Raw genomic sequence first — 18,184 nt, 5'->3', positions numbered from 1 at the left:
GAGAGAACTTTAAATTTTAAACTTGGAACTTGAAACAAAAAACAAAATGAAAGTAACACAACATATAGAAAAAGCCAAAGGAGAAACTTTGTTTTCATTTGAAATTATTCCGCCTCAAAAAGGCAAGAGTATTCAAGAATTGTATGACAACATTGATCCTTTGATGGAGTTCAAACCGCCATTTATTGATGTGACTACCTCACGAGAGGAGTTTATTTATGTTGATAAAGGCAATGGTTTACTGGATAAAAAACTAACTAGAATGCGACCAGGAACCCTTGGAATATGCGCTTCGATAACCCATAAATACAACGTAGATACGGTGCCTCATGTATTGTGCGGTGGTTTTACCAAAGAAGAAACAGAGTATTTACTAGTAGATTGTCATTATCTGGGCATCAATAATGTGATGGCGTTGCGAGGCGATGCTATGAAGGACGAACAATCCTTTGTTCCGAAAGTGGGTGGAAATAACTTTGCTATTGATCTAGTGCAGCAAATCAAATTGTTGAACGAAGGCAAATATTTGCATGAAGTGATGCATGTTGACAATAAGGCTGACTTTTGTATTGGTGTGGCTGGATATCCTGAAAAACATTTGGAATCTCCATCGTTACTTTCCGATTTGAAAAGGTTAAAAGAAAAAGTAGACGCAGGCGCTGATTATGTGGTGACACAAATGTTTTTTGACAATGCTAAATATTTTGAATTTGTTGCCAAAGCCAGAGAAATGGGAATTACGGTACCTATTATTCCTGGCATCAAGCCATTGGCGGTACAAAGACATTTGCAAATTTTACCGCAAATTTTCAGGATTGATTTACCCGAAGATTTAATTGATGCAGTAGACAAATGCAAAACAAATGCAGATGTAAAACAAGTGGGTATCGAATGGGCTATACAACAATCACTCGAATTAAAGGCTGCTGGAGTCCCCGTTTTGCATTATTATTCGATGGGTAAATCAGAAAATATCCGTCAAATTGCGAGCCAACTTTTTTAGCAATTTATTCTTTATATCCAAAGCTTCTAGCCTTCCAAAGGCTGGAAGCTTTTTTTATAATTTGTATTTTATTCGAGAATATAGCTGACGACTACCAACTATTTCGTAATCTCTCTAAACACCGCTTCTAAGTTTTTATTCTTTTGATTGAGTTGTAAGGTTTTCAAACCATTGTTTTGAGCAAAATCAAAGACTACAGAACGCATGTCTTTATCTGATTTAAAAGTCAGTTCCCACATCATATCGTGAATGTTGACATACGAAACAAGATTTTCAATTTTAGAAATCATTTGTTCTTCAACTTGAAAATCAAATTCCACTTCAATTACTTGTTCTTTATCTTCAGAAATTAAGTTATCCAGTTTTTTATCGGTAACAATTTTACCATTGTTGATGATGATCACACGATCACAAATGGCTTCCACCTCTTGCATAATGTGTGTTGAAAGAAAAACAGTCTTGTCTTTTCCCACGTTTTTAATTACGTTTCTAATCTCCATCAACTGGTTTGGATCTAAACCAGTGGTAGGCTCATCCAAAATTAAAACATCAGGATTGTGCAGTAGTGCATTGGCCAATCCTACACGCTGGCGGTACCCTTTAGAGAGTTGGCCTATTTTTTTGTGGCTTTCGGTACTTAAACCTGTGAGTTGAATTACCTCTTCGATACGAGATTTGGCAACTTTGTACACATCAGCGTTAAAGGCTAAATATTCACGAACATACAAATCCAAATACAACGGATTGTGCTCCGGCAAGTACCCAATAGAAAGTTGCACCGCTTTTGGATTGGCGTTTACATCCTGCCCGTTTACCGTGGCAGTTCCTTCATCAGCGTTAATGTAGGTAGTTAAAATTTTCATCAAAGTCGATTTTCCAGCTCCATTTGGACCTAAAAAACCAACAATTTCTCCTTTGTTAATTGAAAATGAAATGTTATCTAATGCTTTTTGAGCACCGTAGCTTTTGGAAATGTTATTTACTGCTATTGACATGATGAATTATTTGTTGCAAAAGTAAACAGAAAATGAATGGATTTGTTGTTCGATTGCCTACTAATTCACGAATAATTTTTTCAGGAATAGCGGCTCGTACTTCTATTACTATTTTAAAAAAGTAGCATCGTGATTGCACCGCTATCATTTAGATTTCTATATTTACTAAAAATAGCTCAAAAGACACATGAAAGACATAGGATCAGGAGGTTTCGTGAAAAATTACAAAAGCATTATGCTACTTCTTGGTGGTATCCTTGCAGGAAGTGTATTAGGATTGGTTTTTGGTAAAGAGGTGGAGGTTTTGAAACCTTTGGGAGACATTTTTCTAAATTTGTTGTTTACGGCTATAATTCCATTAGTGTTTTTTACCATATCGGCATCAATTGCTACTTTAGAAAAAACCGAAAAACTAGGAAAGTTATTCTTAATCGTAATTGGAGTCTTTTTATTTACGGTCTTGGTTTCTGCAATCCTTATGGTGGTAGGAGTTTTGATTTTTCCAATTCATCAAGATATTATCATTTCTCAAGTTCCGCTAGAAATTGTAGCCGAAAGCAGCACCGGTTCTCAGATATCCCAATTGCTTACCGCGGGTGATTTTTATGAATTGTTGTCGCGAAAAAACATGCTGGCACTCATTCTTTTTTCCTTTTTAGTGGGTTTTGCCAGCTTGCAATCTGGTGAAAAAGGCAATGATTTCAGTAGGTTTTTACAATCTGGTAACGAAGTAATGAAACAATTGCTACACATTATTATGCAAACAGCACCTGTAGGTTTGGGTGCCTATTTTGCTTATCAGGTGGGTATTTTTGGTCCGCAATTGTTTGGTGCTTATGCCAAGCCGCTAGGGCTTTACTATGCTGTTTGTGCTTTTTACTTCATTGTATTCTTTAGTTTATATGCCTACATGGCGGGCGGCAAATTAGGGTTTAAAGTGTTTTGGAAAAATAATATAACACCTTCGTTAACAGCTATTGGTACCTGCAGTAGTATTGCAACCATTCCTGCAAATCTTGAGGGTGCCGAAAAAATTAATATTCCTGCTCACATTAGGAATGTCGTTATTCCCTTGGGTGCACCTTTGCATAAAGATGGTTCAAGTATGTCATCCATTATCAAGATAGCCGTTATTTTCGCCATGTTTGGTAAGGATTTTACGGATCCAGTTACAATTCTTACCGCTTTAGGAATTACAGTTGTGGTTTCTGTTGTTGAAGGTGGTATTCCTAATGGTGGTTACATAGGCGAAATCCTGGCGATAACCGTTTATGGTTTTCCCATGGAACAAGCCTTGCCAGCAGCAATGATTATTGGAACTTTGGTTGATCCAATGGCAACTTTACTTAACGCAAATGGAGATTTGATTTCGGCAATGCTAGTGGCAAGAATTGCAGAAGGAAAAAAATGGCTTTCTGAAAAAGTACTTATATAAATCCCTTTCAATATTATGTGTTGTAGCAAAGCTAATTCTTGTTTGTACTTTACAATACAAGAATTGCTGTTGTATGAATGTTTTTTTTAAAGCCTTTTTTTAAACATTACATAATTAATAACCAACTTTTTAGCGAATCTCTTTTTTGTGTCATAAAATCAACTTTTTTTTGGGTGCAGTTAAAAATTATGTATACATTCGCAAAGTAATCAATACAAAAAATACAACAACATGTTGAGTAACCGATTTTATTTTAGCAACTCTTATTATTTCTTCTGGAAGGTAGAAAGGGATTGTTGCATGGTTATTTAATTCAAAAATTAAATTGATACTATAAATATACAATCCCGATGCAAATCGGGATTTTTTTTTGCTTAAAAGTGTGTAAAATGAATACAATTATAGGAATACAAGGCATTACGGGCTCGTTTCATCATCAAGTAGCACAAGAATATTTCAATCATGAATTTATTCTTGACGAGTGTTTGTCTTTTGAGGAATTGGTAGACAGTCTGTTATCGGGTAAGTCTGACCAAGCTGTGATGGCCATTGAGAATTCTATTGCAGGTCCAATTATTCCGAATTACGCGCTAATTGACAAGAATAATTTACACATAATTGGTGAGCATTATTTGAATATTCATCAAAATTTAATGGCGTTGAAAGGTCAGAAAATAGAAGATATTCAGGAAGTACATTCGCATCCGATGGCATTGTTGCAGTGCATGGATTTCTTAAAAAAATATCCCAATATCAAATTGGTTGAAGACAAAGACACTGCTGAAACAGCGCGAAGAATTCAGGAAAATCAACTGAAAGGAATAGCGGCAATTGCAAGTAAAACAGCTTCGGAAATGTATGATTTGGAAATTATTGCGCCAGAAATCCAAACGATTAAGAACAACATGACGCGCTTTGTGATTATCAAAAAAGAAAATTCATTTGTTCCTGAAAGTGAAATCAACAGAGCATCGATAAAATTTGAACTGGATCACAAACGCGGGAGTTTAGCAGCAGTTTTAAACGTAATGAGCGATTGTAAATTGAATTTAACTAAGATTCAATCTTTGCCCAAAATTGAAACGCCATGGAAATATTCCTTTTTTGTGGATGTCACTTTTGAGAAATACGAAGATTATGCTAAAGCAAAATCATTATTGAATATTATGGCCGAATACTTTAAAGTCTTGGGCGAATACAAGAATACTAAAATATAAACAGCCTCGAGTTACCAAGTTACACAGATATAAAAATTTACACATGATTACCACAGCAAAGCGTCTCCATATCATTGAAGAATACTATTTCTCCTCCAAATTGAGAGAAGTAAGGCAACTGGCAGCCGAAGGAAAACCCATCATTAATATGGGAATTGGGAGTCCTGATTTACAACCGGCGCCTGCTATTGTAGCTGCAATTGTAGCTGCGATGCAAGATGAAAATGCACATCAATACCAAAGTTATCAAGGTTTACCAGAGTTGCGCGAAGGTATGGCTGCTTTTTATTCCAAAAATTATGGTGTAACACTCAACCCTGTAACAGAAATTTTGCCTTTGATGGGTTCCAAGGAAGGAATTATGCACATTTCGCTGGCTTTTTTAAATGAAGGCGATCACGTTTTGATTCCGAATCCGGGCTATCCTACGTACACATCAGTGACCAATTTAGTTGGAGCGGTTCCAGTATATTATGATTTGAAAGAAGGAAACCAATGGGAGCCGGATTTTGAAGCTTTGGAGCAATTGGATTTATCCAAGGTAAAGATCATGTGGATTGGGTATCCGCATATGCCTACGGGAGCTAGAGGCAGTTTGGAATTGTTTGAAAAATTAGTGGCTTTTGCTGCAAAACATGAAATTTTATTGGTCAACGACAATCCATATAGTTTCGTTTTGAGTGATAATCCGATGAGTTTGTTGCAGGTAGAAGGAGCAAAGGATGTGGCTTTAGAACTGAATTCTTTGAGTAAAACTTTTAACATGGCAGGCTGGCGAGTAGGAATGGTGTTAGGAAACGCCAATGCTATTGATGCGGTTTTGAAAGTAAAAAGCAATATGGATAGCGGTATGTTTTACGGCATTCAAAAAGGTGCTGTTGCAGCGCTGAAAAGTGATAAAGCTTGGTTTGATGCTATGAATGAAATCTATAAAAAAAGACGAATTGTAACAGAGGAACTTGCTGAAAAACTGGGTTGTAAAGTGTATAAAGAAGGTGTTGGTTTGTTTGTTTGGGCAAAATTACCCGATGGAGTTACATCAGCAGAAGCGTTTATTGATATAATCTTGCATGAGAAATCAATTTTTATTACACCGGGAACTATTTTTGGGAGTAACGGCGAAGGGTACATTCGGTTTGCTTTGTGTGTTGAAGAAGAAAGAATTAGAGAGGCAATCAGTCGATTTTAGCCCCCTGACCCGCAAAGGGGGAATGAAATAGCAGAGAGATTTATTGTGATAAGTTATTATTCTTTATAAAATGAATTGGTTTAATGAAAAAATAAATTTCTGTATAACGAGGTTTTCTAGCCCTGATAGCAGTGGAAATCCTTTGCTGCCGGCGTTCGGCAGGAAAGATTGCAACGGATAGCAGGATAAGCTTCGGATAAAAATAAAAAAATGAAAGTATTTGTAATAGGCATAGGCTTGATAGGTGGTTCGATGGTGTTGGATATTAAAGATTTGTATCCGCACGCCACAATTTATGGGATTGATACGAACGAGAAGCATTTGGATCAGGCAATTGAATTGGGTGTTATTGATGAAATGGCAACATTTACAGACTTAATGCATGCTGATTTTGTTATTGTTTCGGTTCCTGTAGATGTAGCGCTCACGGTTGTGCCCCAAGTTTTGGAGGCAATAGGTGACCAAACGATTGTTTTTGAGGTGGGTTCTACAAAATTACCTATTTGTGAAGGTATTGCCAACCACGCCAAAAGGAGAAATTTTATAGCCACGCATCCTATTGCTGGAACGGAATTTTCGGGACCATCGGCCGCGATAAAAGGGTTGTTTCAAGGCAAAACAAACATTATTTGTGAGGTGGAGAAAACGACTTTCAAATTGCAAGAGCGCGCGTTGGCGTTGTTTCAAGAAATGGGAATGCGCATTCGGTATATGGATCCGAAATCACACGATAAGCACATTGCGTACGTTTCGCATTTGTCCCATATCAGTGCTTTTATGTTAGGAAAAACAGTCATTGACAAGGAGAAACACGAACAGGATATTTTTGATATGGCAGGTTCTGGTTTTGAGAGTACTGTGCGTCTTGCTAAAAGTTCGCCTGCGATGTGGACACCAATTTTTAAACAAAATAGAAAGCAAGTCGTGAAAACTTTGAATGAATATATCTTGAATTTATCTAAATTTAAGGAGCTGTTAGAAAATGAGGATTACGAGGCGATTTACAATGAAATGGAAAGTGTGAATAAGATAAAAGAAATATTGAACGGGATGAATGTTAAGAAGTGAGCAGTTAACAGTTTGCAGTATTCACGAAAAAAGATAAAAAAACGAAACTTAGAAAATAAAATTTAGAAAAGATGGAAAATAAGAAAGAAATGAGAAACTGGTTGGAGGCATTTAATTTGACCCACCCATTAGTAATAGCAGGGCCATGTAGCGCTGAAACCGAAGACCAAGTGTTGAAAATTGCACATGAGTTGAAGAATTCTGATGTAAGTATTTTTAGAGCGGGAATCTGGAAACCAAGAACACGTCCAGGAGGATTTGAAGGCGTGGGCGAAATAGGTTTGAAGTGGTTGAAGAAAGCTAAAGAAGAAACAGGTTTGCTAATGGGAACTGAGGTGGCCAATGCTGCTCACGTAAAATTAGCTTTAGAATATGACATTGATGTGTTGTGGATAGGTGCTAGAACAACGGTAAACCCATTTGCAGTTCAGGAAATTGCTGATGCATTAGCAGGAACAAAGAAAATTGTTTTGGTGAAAAACCCTGTAAACCCAGATTTATCTTTGTGGTTGGGTGGTGTAGAGCGTTTGTATAATGCAGGAATCGAAAAATTAGGAGTGATTCACAGAGGATTTTCTACGTATGAGAAAACCAAATACCGAAATATTCCAGAGTGGCAAATCGCTATTGAATTGCAAAATAAATTCCCTGACTTGCCATTAATTATAGATCCTTCTCACATTACAGGTGATCGCAAAATGATTTTGGAGGTTACGCAAGAAGCCTTAGATTTGAATTACGACGGAATGATTATTGAAACGCACATTGATCCAGATAATGCTTGGAGTGATGCCGCTCAGCAAGTAACACCAGATGCGTTGAAACAAATTTTTATTGATTTGAAAGTTCGTAAAATTGATGATGTATCTGATGATTTTACTCAGAAAATGAAAAAACTACGTGCTAACATTGACGTTTTAGATGCCACTTTGCTAGAGCTTTTAGGCAAACGTATGAAAGTAGCTGATGAAATTGGTGTGGTGAAAAAAGCAGCTAACGTAGCAGTTTTGCAAAACAACCGTTGGAATGAAATTTTAGGTAAAATGATTTTGGATGGAGAAACCAAAGGACTTTCAGAAGAATTTGTTTTAAAATTGTTTAAAGCCATTCACCAAGAAAGTATCAGTCATCAAGATAAGGTATTGAATGCTTAAGAAAAGACAATATTTAATTGATAAGCAATAATGTAATAAAATCCCAAGACTATTCGTTTTGGGATTTTTCTTTTAGGATAGTACAAAAAAACTCCAAATTTTATCTCGAAGTGTCGGGATAAACTTGAAACAAAATTTTACCTTTGCCCTATGACAGGAATCGTTTATAAATCTACAGGAAGTTGGTACACCGTAAAATCTGAACAAGGAGATTTTATAGAATGCCGTATGAAAGGGAAATTTCGGATTAAGGGAATAAAAAGTACCAATCCCATTGCAGTAGGTGATGTGGTAGATTATGAGCTTGAGGAAACATCAGATGCGGTTACGGGTACCATTTTTAATATTCATGACAGAAAAAATTACATCGTACGCAAGTCGGTTAATTTATCGCATCAAATGCATATTATCGCGTCAAATATTGATCGTGTTTTTTTATTGATCACTGTAAACAATCCGCCAACAACTTTTAATTTTATTGATCGATTTCTTGTAACTGCAGAGGCGTACGGAATAGAAACGGTTTTGGTGTTTAATAAAATTGACACTTTTGACGAGGCTACTTTAGACGAACAATTGTACATACAGCATGTGTATCAGCAAATAGGATATACTTGTTTGCGCGTGTCCTCAACTGAAATGAAAGGAATTGAGGAATTAAAAGCCTTGATGATTGGTAAAGTTAGCATGTTCTCTGGACACTCCGGTGTGGGAAAATCTACATTGGTAAACGCTATGGAGCCTGCTTTGCATTTGAAAACAAAAACCATTTCAGATGCCAGCAAACAAGGGCAACATACCACAACTTTTGCTGAAATGTATGACTTATCTTTTGGCGCCAGTATTATAGACACACCCGGAATTAAAGGATTTGGGATGGTAGATATGGAGCCGGCTGAAATTAGTGGATATTTCCCCGAGTTTTTTAAATTGAAAGAGCAATGCAAGTTCAATAATTGTTTGCATAAAGAAGAGCCTAAGTGTGCCATAAAAGAAGCCTTAGATCGAGATGAAATTGCTTGGTCACGCTACAACAGTTACCTTAAAATTTTAGAGGGTGACGATGAACATTACCGCACCGATATTCATAACGAAGATCGAATTATAAGCGATAAAACGAGGGAGTAATATTTCAATTATGAGTTATGAATTATGAGTTATGTCAGGTAATACCATAAAAATAAAATCATTTGATTTTGCGTTACGAATCGTGAAATTGTATCAATTCTTATGTACTGAAAAGAAGGAATTTGTTTTAAGTAAACAGCTACTCCGCAGCGGTACCTCAGTTGGGGCGTTAGTCAGAGAATCAGAACATGCGGAAAGTAAATTAGATTTTATTCATAAACTTGCAATTGCACAAAAAGAAGCCAATGAAAGCGACTATTGGTTGGAATTATTGTTTCGATCTGAATATTTGAACGAATCGCAATATGACTCTTTGAATCGTGATATTGTTGAACTGAAAAAAATCATAGCTTCAATTATCATTTCAACTAAAAACAATTTAAAAAAATAGCTATTATTTTTATAGTTCAGCTTTCACAACTCTTAATTCACCATTCATAATTCATAACTATTTTGAAAGTAGTAATCCAAAGAGTTTCTCAAGCTTCAGTCACAATTGACAATCAAATTGTAGCTAATATTCAAAAAGGATTGTTGGTTTTGGTTGGTATTGAAGATGCGGATACGCATGAAGATAGCAGCTGGCTGAGTTCCAAAATTGTCAATCTCCGTATTTTTGGAGATGAAAATGATGTTATGAATCTGTCTGTAAAAGATATCGATGGCGATATTATTGTGGTGTCTCAATTTACCCTTCATGCCTTAACCAAAAAAGGCAATCGCCCATCTTATATTAAAGCATCAAAGCCAGAAATAGCAGTTCCTCTGTATGAACAATTTGTTGCCCAAATAGAACAAGATCTTAGCAAAAAAGTACAAACCGGAGTTTTTGGTGCCGATATGAAAGTACAATTACTAAACGATGGACCTGTAACCATTATCATAGATAGTAAAAATAAAGAGTAATATGAACATAAAAAACGCACAACTAGATGTAGACACCTGGATCAAAGAACATGGTGTTCGTTACTTTAACGAATTAACTAATATGGCACAACTTACTGAAGAAGTAGGCGAAGTAGCTCGTATTATTGCCCGCCGTTACGGTGAACAGTCGGAAAAAGAAAGTGATAAAAACAAAGATCTTGGCGAGGAGCTTGCTGATGTCGTTTTTGTAGTATTGTGTTTAGCCAATCAAACGGGGATTGATTTACAAGCTGCTTTCGATAAAAAGATGGATTTAAAATCCGTTAGAGATAAAGACCGTCACAAAAACAACGATAAACTAAAATAATTTATGTTGCTTTAATTATGAATTATAAATGTGGAGTGGTAAATTGCGAACTTGAATTATACCACTCATAATTCCTAATTCACAACTCATAATTACAAAAATGAATTTAAAAGTAACTACAAATTCACCTTTCACGATTGACGATGCACAATTAAACATAACAGGTTCCAAAAGCGAAACCAACCGTCTACTATTGTTGCAGGCTTTGTTTCCTACTATTACGCTCAACAACACCTCTAATTCTGATGACAGCGAGGTCATGCAAAAAGCCTTGAAAGGCAATGCAGAAATAGTTGATATTCATCATGCAGGAACGGCCATGCGCTTCTTGACGGCTTATTATGCAGTGCATGAAGGTCGAGAGGTAATACTGACCGGTTCTCAACGGATGACGGAACGCCCAATACAAGTTTTGGTCGAAGCGCTACAACAGTTAGGAGCCGCAATAACATACGAGAAAGAAGTAGGTTATCCGCCCATCAAAATCAGTGGGCAAAAAATAACGGCCTCAAAAGTGTCTATTCTAGCTAATGTAAGCAGTCAGTATATTTCGGCTTTGTTATTGGTGGCACCAAAACTAGAGAACGGAATCGAAATTACATTGGTAGGTGAAATCACCTCCGTTCCTTATATCAAAATGACATTAGCGTTATTAAATGATTTAGAGGTTAATACAAAGTTTGAAGGCAATGTAATTACGGTTTATCCTAAGAAAGAAGTAGCTGCAAAGTCTATGACAGTCGAATCTGATTGGAGTTCGGCATCGTATTTCTTCAGTTTAGTAGCACTTTCTAGTAAGGCTTCAATAACCTTAAAAAGTTACAAACAAGATAGTCTTCAAGGCGATTCCGCTTTGGTCGAAATTTACAAAGAACTTGGAGTTGTTACCCATTTTAACGGGGACCAGATGACCTTGAGCAAGCAACAAGATTTTAGTCTGCCAGAACAAATCCATTTCGAATTAAACAATACGCCTGATATTGCACAAACCATTGTTGTTACCTGTCTGGGCCTAGGAATTGGCTGTCACCTTACGGGGCTTCATACCTTAAAAATTAAAGAAACAGATAGATTAGAAGCACTGCGAATTGAATTAACAAAATTAGGAGCAACTATTTCAGTGACAAACGACAGTTTAACGCTAATAGCCACAAAGGATTGTATCCCAAATGTATCTGTAGCCACTTATAATGACCACCGTATGGCAATGGCATTTGCACCGCTTGCCATAAAAGTTCCCATAATTATTGAAAATGCCGAGGTAGTTTCAAAATCATATCCTGATTTTTGGGATGATTTAAGAACTATTGGGTTGCAGTGTCAAGATGAAATAGTCCTCTAAGTGCCCTCTAAACAACGACTTTTAAAAATAAACCCTAAAACACTTGACAACGCCTCTCTCACAATCGTATATTTGCACACGATTTATAAACAGCATCTCACAAAGAGAAACGCTATAAATCATAACATATAACTTTTTCAAATGAAATTATCACATTTTCAATTCGATTTACCAAAAGAACTTCTTGCAGAATATCCTGCCGAAAACAGAGACGAAGCACGTTTAATGGTTATTGACCGTAAAAAACAAACCATAGAACACAAAATGTTCAAAGATGTTATTGATTATTTTGACGAAGGCGATGTCTTAATTTTAAATAATACTAAAGTTTTCCCAGCACGTTTATACGGAAATAAAGAAAAAACTGGAGCAAGAATCGAAGTGTTTTTATTGAGAGAATTAAACTCTGAGCAAAGACTTTGGGATGTTCTTGTTGATCCAGCGCGTAAAATTAGAATTGGAAACAAACTATATTTTGGTGACGATGACTCTCTAGTTGCTGAGGTTATTGACAATACTACTTCTCGTGGTAGAACCCTACGTTTTTTATATGACGGTTCATACGAGGAATTCCGTAATAAATTAACAGAACTTGGTGAAACTCCAATCCCTAAATACATTTCTAGAGATGTAACTCCAGAGGATGCAGAGCGTTATCAAACTATTTATGCAAAAGAAGAAGGTTCTGTTGCAGCACCTACAGCTGGTTTGCATTTCTCTAAACATTTATTGAAAAAACTAGAAATAAAAGGAATTAATTTTGCTGAGGTTACGCTTCACGTAGGCTTAGGAACTTTTAATCCTGTTGAGGTTGAAGATTTATCGAAACACAAAATGGATTCTGAAGAATTAAAAATTACTCAAGGAGCCTGTGATATCGTAAACGCAGCCAAAGCTAAAAGGAAACGTATATGTTGCGTAGGGACAACTTCTATGCGCGCTGTAGAAAGTTCTGTTTCATCACAAAACACACTTAATCCGTTTGACGGATGGACAAATAAATTTGTTTTTCCACCGCACGATTTTGCTATCCCAACCTGTATGATTACTAATTTTCATACTCCAAAATCAACTTTATTAATGATGATCTCCGCTTTTTGTGGTCACGATTTAATGAAGAGAGCATATGCCGAAGCAATCGAGGAGAAATATAAATTTTACTCTTACGGTGATGCTATGTTGATTCTATAATACAACAAAATCATATCATAAGTATTAAATCTCGTCATTCGTGGCGAGATTTTTTTTTGGTGTGACCCTCCCAGAAAAAGGTCGGGTCGGGTTTTACGCTATATCTTTATTTTCTTAAAGAAAGAAAATAAAGGATGCCGCTACAACCCCTCACACAAACCCGTCCGCAAAACTCGATCCTCTTCTATCAGGATTTTTAAGGATAAAGCTCGGTTCTTTATCTCATTTTTTGGGATTTCAAGAAGTTCCTAATTCGTTTAAACACTTGCTACTATCGATGCATTTTTTGTACATTTACCAAACAAAACTGAACGTATGAAATTTCAAAATACCCTTGAATTTGCAAGGCAACTAGATATTCAAGATCCTTTAAATAAATACCAAGAGGAATTTATATTTCCGCAAGTAAACGGAAAAAAAGTAATTTATTTTACTGGAAATTCACTTGGACTACAACCCAAACGCACCAAAGCTTTTGTAGATGAAGTCATGAATGATTGGGCAAACCTAGCTGTAGAAGGACATTTTTATAGTGATAAACCTTGGTGGGATTACCACGAACGTTTTGCTAGTCCGTTGAGTAAAATCGTTGGCGCACTTCCTTCAGAGGTAACCGTAATGAATACCTTAACGGTAAACCTTCATTTATTGATGGTTTCTTTTTACCAACCTACAAAAACTAGATTCAAAATTATTTGTGAGGAGAAAGCATTTCCTTCGGATCAATATATGTTTCAAAGCCAAGTTGATTTTCATTCAAGATCTGTAGGCTTTGATCCTAATGTAGCGTTAGTAGAAATAAAAAGACGCGAAGGGGAACACAACATCCGTCTTGAAGATGTGTTAGCAAAAATAGAAGAAGTAGGCGATGAGTTGGCTTTGGTTCTCATTGGTGGAGTCAATTATTACACAGGTCAAGTTTTTGACATGAAAACGATAACTGCTGCAGGGCACAAAGCAGGTGCTTATGTAGGATGGGATCTGGCACATGCTGCAGGAAATGTAAAGCTAGAATTGCACAATTGGAATGTAGACTTTGCTTCATGGTGCAGTTATAAGTACATGAATTCAGGACCAGGGAATGCATCTGGTTGTTTTATTCATGAAAAGCATCATAACAATAGTGAGCTTCCAAGATTTGCAGGATGGTGGGGACACAACAAAGAACGTCGTTTTAAGATGGAACAAACTTTTGATCCCGTTCATGGTGCCGATGGTTGGCAAATAAGTAATTTACCCATATTGTCATTAGCTCCTTATTTGGCATCAGTAACTATGTTTGACGAAGTAGGAATGGATGCTCTAATTCAAAAAAGAGATAGTATCACATCGTATTTAGAGTTTATTTTACATGAAATCGATAAAGAAGTTGAGAGTACTTTTGAAATCATAACTCCTCAAAATCCTTTAGAAAGAGCTTCTCAACTTTCTGTCTTACTGCATGGAGAAGGCCGAAGTTTGTTTGATTATTTAATGAAAAATGGAGTAATTACAGATTGGCGTGAACCTAATGTGATTCGTTTAGCACCAGTGCCTTTGTATACCTCTTACGTTGACATGTATGAGTTTGGCCAAATTTTAAAAAAAGGAATTTTAGAAAAAGCGAGTCGATGAATTATGTAAATTAAACCGTAAATTAGATAAGTGAACTAGTTTTTTTATGTTGTTACTTTGTTGTTTAACAATACAATAAAACAAATTATGAAAATAGTATACTTTATAATACTTGCTATGGCGGTAGTTTCTTGTCAAAATCAAGGTAAAATGGATGTTGCAAAAGCAAAAGCAGCAACAGTTGATTCTATGAAAGTAGAAATGGAAAAGCAAAGAGTGATTGACTCCATGCAGCAAGTGATGGTGAAAATGGAAGAGGAAAAATTAGAAACCAAGAAGGAAGTTATTGTAGTTAATCAGCAAGCTCCTCAATCAACAACGACTACAACTACCACAACTAAAAAGAAAGGTTGGAGTAGTACTGCAAAAGGAGCAGTCATTGGTGCAGGAGTAGGAGCAGCAACTGGAGCAATTATCAGTAAGAAGAAAGTTCAAGGTGCTATTATTGGGGGTGTTGCAGGTGCCGGAGTGGGTGCTGGAACAGGGGCAATTATTGACGGTAGTAAGAAAAACTAAATTCGTTTTTATAAATAAAAAAAAGCGTTTCAATTCTGTGAGGAGTTGAAACGCTTTTCTAGTTTAATACGAATCCATATTGTTTATAATCTCATTTGCTTTGAGCTTAATCTTGTATAAATCTTCAGGATCAATTTTTTTAAGAAGGTTGAGCATCATTCCCATACGCTGGTTTCCTTTAAAATAGTCTTTCTTTTCGTCCAGAAAATTCCAGTAGAGCGTATTAAATGGGCAGCCTTTTTCTCCAAATTTTTCCTTCACATTATAATGGCATTTTGCACAATTGTTACTCATTTTATTGATATAACTCCCTGAGGAAACGTAAGGTTTTGTTGCAATAATTCCCCCATCTGCGTATTGTGACATACCTCTTGTATTGGGCATTTCTACCCATTCGATGGCATCAATATACACACCTAGATACCAATTGTCTACTTCGTTAGGATGAATTTGCGTTAATAAAGTAAAGTTTCCTATTACCATCAAACGCTGAATATGATGTGCATAGGCATCCTTCAAACTTTGATTAATAGCATGACTCATGCAATTCATTTTAGTTTGACCGGTCCAGAAAAAATCCGGCAGTCTATTGGTGTTGTTTAAAGCATTCATTTTAGAATAGTTGGGCATTTCTTTCCAATAAATTCCTCTTATGTATTCACGCCAACCTAAAATTTGCCGAACAAAACCTTCAACCTGTGAAATGGAAATGCTAGATTCATGTTCATGATAGTATGCAACTACAGTTTCAACAACTTCTTTTGGCGAAAGCATTTTGCTGTTCATAGCAAACGATAAACGCGAATGAAACAGGTATTTTTCATCTGTATGCATGGCGTCTTCGTAGTCACCAAAGTGGTGTAACAAATGATTACAAAAATAATCAAGTTGCTCTAATGCTTGCACTCGGCTGGTAGGCCAGTCAAAGTTTTTCGGGTCAATTGAGCCAAATGTATTGACTCCAGCTTTTTCAATTTGGGAGAGAAGTGCTTCAATATCGGTCCCAAATTTTTTTGCTGCAGGAACTGGAACTTCTCCTTTGTATTTTTTTCGATTATCTGCATCAAAATTCCATTGATTACCAACTGGTGTTGAGCCATCCATCAAAACATGGTGCTTTTTACGCATGTGTCGGTAAAAATTTTCCATTAGCAGTAACTTCTTGCCTTCAAAAAAATCGGTCAACTCCTCTCGTTTGGTATAAAAATGTTCCGTATCGAATGCTTGGGTCTCAGTGGTAAGTTTTGAGCAAATCAATTTTAATTGCTGATCCAGACGGTATTCGTCAGGTAATTGATATTCAAATTTGGCAATGCCATATTTTTCAATACAAGAGGCAATCAATTGATCTAAATTTTGAGGATTATCTAAGGCTGTAATTTCGAAATAGAGTACTTGATGACCTTTATCTTTAAGGTCTGTGTAAAAATGCCTCATTGCTTGAAAGAATGCCACAACCTTCTGTATGTGGTGCTTCACATAATCTGTTTCCTGACGCATTTCGGCAAGCATATAAATGGTATTTCCGTCTTTTTCTTGAAACCAGGAGTGCGTCGCATTCAATTGATCACCAAGGATTAACCGTAGTTTTTTCATTTTTATTTTTTGAAAAAGGAAGTTGTTGGAATTTCTTTTCGTGCGTACTGGAAACGGTCCAGTAATTTGGGTAAACAATATCCGTCTAAACCATTTATAGCCACAACATTTCCACGATCCATTTGCAACCAGCCATCTTTATGTTCTAATTCTTCGTGATAAAAGATATGTTCAATAGAAGCAATAACATGTATGGTGTCATTTTCTACAATATGATATTCATTAACATACTTACACAATAATTGTACTGGACTTCCCTTAACAAAAGGTGTAGGGATGCCTTCTTTGAATTCTTCTTCAAGTGTTGTTTTGTCAAACTCAGAAACTCCTAATTCATAATTAGCCGAGGTATGATGCGCAGCTTCAATCATATCTGCTGTGATGTGATTTACTGTAAAGTAACCAGTGTCTTTAATATTTTTGTACGTATCTCTTGGAACCGTAGTGGGGCGCATAATAAATCCAATCATTGCGGGGTTACTCCCTAAGTGGGTTACGCTACTAAAAATAGCAACATTTGATTTTCCGTCAATAGATTTTGTCCCCAATAAATTTGCTGATTTATATCCCGTACACGAATTGATCAAGTTTAATCTTTCAATTTTTTCCATTTGAGAGATGGTATCTCTTGAAATATGTTTCATAAGTCGTATTATTTTAAACAAAGATACTTTTTGTTTAATTAATCAAGAAATAAATTAAACAAAATATAGAGATTTTAAATCAATCCTGTCCTAAATAAAATTACATCATATAAAATCCGCCCATTTCATTGAGTTTACACCTTAGAAATGGTCATTTTTTAAAACAGAACCCCCTGTATGTTTTCTGGAGGAGGCTCTATGTGTTCTTCAAATGGCTTATCTAACCATTTTTGCAAGTCAATTTTAACGAAAAGATTCAATCGTATGAAAGCTACTAAATTGGATAAATACCAATCAAATTTTGATTGTGCTTTTAATGCTTTTAGAATGAGAATGGTAATTAAAGCCGTCCAAATTTGAATCATAACAGCATTTTCGGATGTTCCTATAAACGATTTTATATGAAGTAGCTGCTTTATATCTCTGAAAAAGATTTCTACCTGCCATCTGCTTTTATATAATTCCCCAATAGTGTTGGGAGACCAATAAAACTGGTTTGTAATAAGTTCAATAACTTGTCCATTTTCTTCATCCCACACCGCTACCCGTCTTAATTTCTTTGGATATTTATTTTTTGAAGGCTCATTTTTCAATTCAATCAATTCGTCTTTCATGATGTGCTCGTGACGATTTTCAGGTAATTCATTTTCTTTCACTGTAGTAAATTGTAAATTCTCTTTATGTCTAATTACAAAAAACACCTCGTTGCTGTCCCAAATATTCAAAAGGGAAAAGTCATTATAAAATCGGTCTGCAACAATCACACTGCCCTTTAAAAGGGGAATTTCGTAAGCTCCCTTATTATCAGCTGTTTTACCGTTGGTGATATTGATATATGCAGGCAAATTACCATCAAAA

General features: G+C 36.0%; 18 protein-coding genes. 14 read left to right on the top strand and 4 right to left on the bottom strand.

What is annotated here, in order from left to right:
- Positions 1–46: 46 nt before the first annotated feature.
- Positions 47–1,003 (top strand): methylenetetrahydrofolate reductase [NAD(P)H], encoded by a 957-nt coding sequence (gene metF, locus FJV36_RS08130; RefSeq protein WP_158728849.1) that lies wholly within the window; start codon positions 47–49, stop codon positions 1,001–1,003.
- Between the two features lie 98 nt (positions 1,004–1,101).
- On the opposite strand, the gene gldA is transcribed toward metF, so the two are convergent.
- Positions 1,102–1,998: a gliding motility-associated ABC transporter ATP-binding subunit GldA gene (gene gldA, locus FJV36_RS08125; RefSeq protein WP_158728848.1), complete on the bottom strand. Its 897-nt coding sequence runs from the start codon at positions 1,996–1,998 to the stop codon at positions 1,102–1,104.
- A gap of 187 nt (positions 1,999–2,185) precedes the next feature.
- Here gldA and FJV36_RS08120 point away from each other — a divergent pair, with 187 nt between their 5' ends.
- The 13 genes from FJV36_RS08120 (at position 2,186) to FJV36_RS08060 (ending at position 15,086) form a co-directional block, all read left to right on the top strand.
- Entirely contained in the window at positions 2,186–3,433 is a 1,248-nt protein-coding gene (locus tag FJV36_RS08120) for a dicarboxylate/amino acid:cation symporter (RefSeq protein ID WP_158728847.1), read from the top strand.
- Between the two features lie 389 nt (positions 3,434–3,822).
- The gene (locus FJV36_RS08115; RefSeq protein ID WP_158728846.1) at positions 3,823–4,650 is read left to right on the top strand and encodes a prephenate dehydratase; all 828 of its coding nucleotides are present in this window, start codon (positions 3,823–3,825) and stop codon (positions 4,648–4,650) included.
- Between the two features lie 43 nt (positions 4,651–4,693).
- A complete protein-coding gene (locus FJV36_RS08110; RefSeq protein WP_158728845.1) occupies positions 4,694–5,839 on the top strand; it encodes an aminotransferase class I/II-fold pyridoxal phosphate-dependent enzyme in 1,146 nt (381 codons plus the stop codon).
- Positions 5,840–6,049: 210 nt separating this feature from the next.
- Positions 6,050–6,907, top strand: coding sequence for a prephenate dehydrogenase (locus FJV36_RS08105; protein ID WP_158728844.1), 858 nt, complete (start codon positions 6,050–6,052; stop codon positions 6,905–6,907).
- A gap of 71 nt (positions 6,908–6,978) precedes the next feature.
- Positions 6,979–8,061 (top strand): bifunctional 3-deoxy-7-phosphoheptulonate synthase/chorismate mutase type II, encoded by a 1,083-nt coding sequence (locus FJV36_RS08100; RefSeq protein ID WP_158728843.1) that lies wholly within the window; start codon positions 6,979–6,981, stop codon positions 8,059–8,061.
- A 150-nt stretch (positions 8,062–8,211) separates the two neighbouring features.
- Positions 8,212–9,189: a ribosome small subunit-dependent GTPase A gene (gene rsgA, locus FJV36_RS08095; RefSeq protein ID WP_158728842.1), complete on the top strand. Its 978-nt coding sequence runs from the start codon at positions 8,212–8,214 to the stop codon at positions 9,187–9,189.
- A gap of 31 nt (positions 9,190–9,220) precedes the next feature.
- Entirely contained in the window at positions 9,221–9,580 is a 360-nt protein-coding gene (locus FJV36_RS08090) for a four helix bundle protein (RefSeq protein ID WP_158728841.1), read from the top strand.
- A gap of 62 nt (positions 9,581–9,642) precedes the next feature.
- Positions 9,643–10,095: a D-aminoacyl-tRNA deacylase gene (gene dtd, locus FJV36_RS08085; protein ID WP_158728840.1), complete on the top strand. Its 453-nt coding sequence runs from the start codon at positions 9,643–9,645 to the stop codon at positions 10,093–10,095.
- A 1-nt stretch (position 10,096) separates the two neighbouring features.
- Positions 10,097–10,423 carry a nucleotide pyrophosphohydrolase gene (locus tag FJV36_RS08080; RefSeq protein WP_115814249.1) on the top strand — a complete coding sequence of 109 codons (327 nt, stop codon included), beginning with the start codon at positions 10,097–10,099 and terminating at the stop codon, positions 10,421–10,423.
- A 100-nt stretch (positions 10,424–10,523) separates the two neighbouring features.
- On the top strand, positions 10,524–11,765 hold the full coding sequence (locus tag FJV36_RS08075; RefSeq protein ID WP_158728839.1) for a 3-phosphoshikimate 1-carboxyvinyltransferase: 1,242 nt from the start codon (positions 10,524–10,526) through the stop codon (positions 11,763–11,765).
- A gap of 141 nt (positions 11,766–11,906) precedes the next feature.
- The gene (queA, locus tag FJV36_RS08070) at positions 11,907–12,956 is read left to right on the top strand and encodes a tRNA preQ1(34) S-adenosylmethionine ribosyltransferase-isomerase QueA (RefSeq protein WP_086452951.1); all 1,050 of its coding nucleotides are present in this window, start codon (positions 11,907–11,909) and stop codon (positions 12,954–12,956) included.
- Positions 12,957–13,271: 315 nt separating this feature from the next.
- Positions 13,272–14,570, top strand: coding sequence for a kynureninase (gene kynU, locus FJV36_RS08065; RefSeq protein WP_158728838.1), 1,299 nt, complete (start codon positions 13,272–13,274; stop codon positions 14,568–14,570).
- Positions 14,571–14,657: 87 nt separating this feature from the next.
- Positions 14,658–15,086 carry a YMGG-like glycine zipper-containing protein gene (locus tag FJV36_RS08060; RefSeq protein ID WP_158728837.1) on the top strand — a complete coding sequence of 143 codons (429 nt, stop codon included), beginning with the start codon at positions 14,658–14,660 and terminating at the stop codon, positions 15,084–15,086.
- A gap of 63 nt (positions 15,087–15,149) precedes the next feature.
- Here FJV36_RS08060 and FJV36_RS08055 read toward each other — a convergent pair whose 3' ends face one another.
- From FJV36_RS08055 to FJV36_RS08045, 3 genes are all read right to left on the bottom strand, one after another.
- A complete protein-coding gene (locus FJV36_RS08055) occupies positions 15,150–16,682 on the bottom strand; it encodes a cryptochrome/photolyase family protein (protein WP_158728836.1) in 1,533 nt (510 codons plus the stop codon).
- A gap of 2 nt (positions 16,683–16,684) precedes the next feature.
- Positions 16,685–17,326: a flavin reductase family protein gene (locus FJV36_RS08050; protein ID WP_158728835.1), complete on the bottom strand. Its 642-nt coding sequence runs from the start codon at positions 17,324–17,326 to the stop codon at positions 16,685–16,687.
- 158 nt (positions 17,327–17,484) lie between these two features.
- A partial coding sequence (locus FJV36_RS08045) for an IS4 family transposase (protein ID WP_158728099.1) occupies positions 17,485–18,184 on the bottom strand: 700 nt, incomplete at its 5' end.

The sequence above is a fragment of the Flavobacterium sp. I-STPP5a genome (genome assembly GCF_009764685.1).
GTDB lineage: Bacteria > Bacteroidota > Bacteroidia > Flavobacteriales > Flavobacteriaceae > Flavobacterium.
Note: the sequence above shows the minus strand (reverse complement) of the source record. Positions and strands in the feature narration are given on the sequence as shown.

Coding starts and splice junctions, on each gene's coding strand:
- kynU (WP_158728838.1), top strand. CDS start 13,272: ATGAAATTTCAAAATACCCTTGAATTTGCAAGGCAACTAGATATTCAA.
- FJV36_RS08060 (WP_158728837.1), top strand. CDS start 14,658: ATGAAAATAGTATACTTTATAATACTTGCTATGGCGGTAGTTTCTTGT.
- FJV36_RS08110 (WP_158728845.1), top strand. CDS start 4,694: ATGATTACCACAGCAAAGCGTCTCCATATCATTGAAGAATACTATTTC.
- metF (WP_158728849.1), top strand. CDS start 47: ATGAAAGTAACACAACATATAGAAAAAGCCAAAGGAGAAACTTTGTTT.
- FJV36_RS08055 (WP_158728836.1), bottom strand. CDS start 16,682: ATGAAAAAACTACGGTTAATCCTTGGTGATCAATTGAATGCGACGCAC.
- FJV36_RS08080 (WP_115814249.1), top strand. CDS start 10,097: ATGAACATAAAAAACGCACAACTAGATGTAGACACCTGGATCAAAGAA.
- FJV36_RS08105 (WP_158728844.1), top strand. CDS start 6,050: ATGAAAGTATTTGTAATAGGCATAGGCTTGATAGGTGGTTCGATGGTG.
- FJV36_RS08100 (WP_158728843.1), top strand. CDS start 6,979: ATGGAAAATAAGAAAGAAATGAGAAACTGGTTGGAGGCATTTAATTTG.
- FJV36_RS08050 (WP_158728835.1), bottom strand. CDS start 17,326: ATGAAACATATTTCAAGAGATACCATCTCTCAAATGGAAAAAATTGAA.
- FJV36_RS08090 (WP_158728841.1), top strand. CDS start 9,221: ATGTCAGGTAATACCATAAAAATAAAATCATTTGATTTTGCGTTACGA.
- FJV36_RS08075 (WP_158728839.1), top strand. CDS start 10,524: ATGAATTTAAAAGTAACTACAAATTCACCTTTCACGATTGACGATGCA.
- FJV36_RS08120 (WP_158728847.1), top strand. CDS start 2,186: ATGAAAGACATAGGATCAGGAGGTTTCGTGAAAAATTACAAAAGCATT.
- rsgA (WP_158728842.1), top strand. CDS start 8,212: ATGACAGGAATCGTTTATAAATCTACAGGAAGTTGGTACACCGTAAAA.
- FJV36_RS08115 (WP_158728846.1), top strand. CDS start 3,823: ATGAATACAATTATAGGAATACAAGGCATTACGGGCTCGTTTCATCAT.
- gldA (WP_158728848.1), bottom strand. CDS start 1,998: ATGTCAATAGCAGTAAATAACATTTCCAAAAGCTACGGTGCTCAAAAA.
- queA (WP_086452951.1), top strand. CDS start 11,907: ATGAAATTATCACATTTTCAATTCGATTTACCAAAAGAACTTCTTGCA.